The 3,063-nt window shown below is 77.8% G+C and carries 4 protein-coding genes; all 4 read left to right on the top strand.

All coding sequences use genetic code 11. The features are described from left to right. A partial coding sequence (locus tag CTKZ_RS20645) for an ABC transporter ATP-binding protein C-terminal domain-containing protein (protein ID WP_124344654.1) occupies positions 1–450 on the top strand: 450 nt, incomplete at its 5' end. Beyond that, positions 447–1,163: an ABC transporter ATP-binding protein gene (locus CTKZ_RS20640; protein ID WP_124344653.1), complete on the top strand. Its 717-nt coding sequence runs from the start codon at positions 447–449 to the stop codon at positions 1,161–1,163. The genes CTKZ_RS20645 and CTKZ_RS20640, both read left to right, overlap by 4 nt. After that, positions 1,164–2,036: a branched-chain amino acid ABC transporter permease gene (locus CTKZ_RS20635; protein ID WP_124344652.1), complete on the top strand. Its 873-nt coding sequence runs from the start codon at positions 1,164–1,166 to the stop codon at positions 2,034–2,036. Continuing rightward, a partial coding sequence (locus CTKZ_RS20630; RefSeq protein WP_124344651.1) for an ABC transporter permease subunit occupies positions 2,033–3,063 on the top strand: 1,031 nt, incomplete at its 3' end. The genes CTKZ_RS20635 and CTKZ_RS20630, both read left to right, overlap by 4 nt.

The following is a 3,063-nucleotide window of genomic DNA, read 5'->3' as shown; positions in this document are numbered from 1 at the left end:
GACGCGCAGCTCGCGGACCTCGGGCTCGCGGCGCGCGCGTCGCAGCCCGTCGGCTCGTTGCCGTACGCCGAGCGCGCCGCCGTCGCGCTCGCCCGCGCGCTCGTCGCCCGTCCCCGCCTGCTGCTGCTCGACGAGCCGGCCGGCGGGCTCGGTCACGAGGACATCGCCGTGCTCGGCGCCGTCGTCCGGCGCGTCGCCGCCGACGGCACCGCGGTGCTGCTCGTCGAGCACCACGTCGACTTCGTCATGGGCGTGAGCGACCGGGTCGTCGTGCTCGACTTCGGGCACGTCATCGCGACCGGCGCGCCCGAGGACGTCCGGCGCGACCCGCGTGTCGAGGAGGCGTACCTCGGCATCGCCGCCGACACCGCCCCGCACACAGGTCGGGACCTGCGGGCACCCGGCGCGACGGGCGGCCTCGGGAGCGCGACCGGGGGAGGAGGCCGATGACCCCCGCGCTCGCCGTGCACGGCCTCACGACGGGGTACGGCGGCGCGCCCGTGCTCCACGACGTCACGCTCGAGGTCCGGCCGGGGGCGCTCGTCGCGCTCGTCGGTGCCAACGGCGCGGGCAAGACCACGCTGCTCCGGGCCGCCTCGGGGCTGCTGCCGCTCGCGGCCGGCGCCGTCGCGCTCGCGGGCGACGACCTGCAGGGCGTCGGCGTCGAGGACCGCGCCCGACGCGGGCTCGCGCACGTCCCCGAGGGCCGGGGCGTGGTCGTCGAGCTCACGGTCGACGAGAACCTGCAGCTCGGCGGGCTCACGGCGCACCGCTCGGCAGGCGCCCGTCGTGCGGCGGTCGAGGAGGTGTACGGGCTGTTCCCGTCGCTCGACCGACGACGTGCCGCCCTCGGGCACCAGCTCTCGGGCGGGGAGCGGCAGATGCTCGCGATCGGCCGCGCGCTCGTCGCGCGACCGCGGGTGCTGCTGCTCGACGAGCCGTCGCTCGGCCTCGCGCCGCAGGTCGTCGCGCAGATCATGGCGCTCCTGCGGGCCCGCTGCGACGACGGGCTCGCCGTCCTGCTGGCCGAGCAGAACGTCGCCGCCGCGCTCTCCGTCGCCGATCGTGGCGTCGTGCTCGACCTGGGGCGCGTCGTCGCGTCCCGGCCCGCCCGGGACCTCGCGCACGACGAGGCCCTCCGACACGCCTACCTGGGGTTCTGAGTGGACCGGTTCGTCTTCCTCGTCGGCGGCGGTGTCGCGCGCGGCACGGTGCTCGCGCTCTTCGCGCTGTCGCTCGTGCTCATCTGGCGGGCCGCGCGCCTCGTCAACTTCGCGGCCGGGGCGATGGCCGTCGTCGCCGCGTACGTCGCGGTCGGGGTCGCGCAGGCCACCGGCGGGTGGTGGTGGGGCGCGCTCGCCGGGGTCGTCGCGGGCGGGCTGCTCGGCGCCGCGGTCGAACGCGGGCTCATGCGGTACGCGACGACGCCGCTGGGCGGCGTGATCCTCGCGATCGGGCTCGTCATGGTCCTGCAGTCCGCGCTCGGGATCGTCGCCGGGCCGCAGCACGTCCCCGTCGCGCCGCCCGTGAGCGACCAGCCGTGGTCCGTCGGCGGGGTGCCCCTCGGGTCGCCCTACGACGTGCTCGTCGTCGCCGTGGCGCTCGGGCTCATGCTCGGCCTGCGGCTGCTGTTCACCCGCACCACGCTCGGCCTGCAGCTGCGCGCGTCCGCCTTCGCGCCCGAGGTCTCCCGGTTGCTCGGCGTGCGCGTCGCGCGCATGCGGACGGTCGCCTGGGCGCTCGCGTCGGCGGTCGCCGCGCTCGCGGCGCTGCTGCTGCTGCCCACCGAGCTCGGTCTCGACCCGCACGCGACCGACGTGCTGTTCGTCCTCGCGTTCACCGTCGCCGTCGTGGGCGGGCTCGACTCCCCGGGCGGCGCGCTCGTCGGGGGGATCGGCGTCGGCGTCCTCATGAGCCTCGTCACCGGGTACCTCGGGGCGGGCGTCACGCCGATCGCGGTGCTCGCGCTGCTCGTCGTCGTGCTCCTGGTCCGGCCGCAGGGTCTGGTCGCCGGGGTGGAGGCGAGGCGCGCATGAGCCTGCTGCCCGCCGCCGGCCCGCCGCGCGTCGTCGTCGTCGCCCTGCTCGGCACGCTCGCCGGCGTCGCCGGGACGTTCCTGCTCGACCCGTACCGCAACTACCAGCTCGCGCTCGTCGCGGCCTACCTGTGCGCGACCGCCGGGCTCACCGTGCTCGTCGGGCTGTCCGGGCAGCTCTCGCTCGGCCACTCCGCGCTCATGGCCGCGGGCGGGTACGGGTATGCGCTCACCGCGTCCGCGCTGGCCGACGCGCCGGGCGTCGTGCGCGTCCTCGCCGGGCTCGTCGGGGCCGTCGCGCTGTCCGGGGCGGTCGGGCTGCTCCTCGGGCTCGCCGGTGCGCGCCTGCACGGCCCGTACCTCGCGGGCCTCACGCTCACGCTCGTCGTCGCGCTGCCCGCCGTCGCGTCCACCGTCCCGGGCCTCGGCGGTGACCAGGGGGTGCGCGCGCCGCTCGAGCGCGTACCCGACGCGCTGGACCGGGTCACCGCCCTCGAGCAGTGGCACGCGTGGCTCGCGATCGCCGTCGCCGCCGCCGTCGTCGGCGCGCTGCACGTGCTCGCGCGCGGCCGGACCGGGCTGCGGATGCGCGCCGTCCGCGACGACGCGACCGCCGCGGCCCTCGCCGGGATCGCGCCCGGCCGCACCAAGGTGCTCGCGTTCGTCGTCGCGTCCGCCGCCGCCGGGCTCGGAGGCGCCGTCCTCGTGCTCGTCACGCAGTCCGTCACGCCCGGCGGGTACGGGCTCGCGACGTCGCTCCTGCTGCTCGTCGCGGTCGTCGTGGGCGGGCTCGGCTCGCTCGCCGGTGCTGCGGTCGGCGCGGTGCTCGTCGTCCTGCTGCCGTGGCTCGTCGCGACGCTCGTCGACGCCTTGCCCGTACCCGACGACCTCGCGCAGCGGCTCGACGGCAACCTCGCGCTGCTCGCGTTCGGCCTCGCGCTCGTCGTCCTCATGGCCGCCGCCCCCGCCGGCGTCGTCGGGTCGTGGCGCACCGCGCGCGCCCGCCGCGTCGCCGCCCGCCGCGCGGC

Source organism: Cellulomonas algicola (assembly GCF_003851725.1).
Lineage (GTDB): Bacteria > Actinomycetota > Actinomycetes > Actinomycetales > Cellulomonadaceae > Cellulomonas > Cellulomonas algicola.
This window is presented reverse-complemented; position numbering and strand designations above follow the sequence as displayed.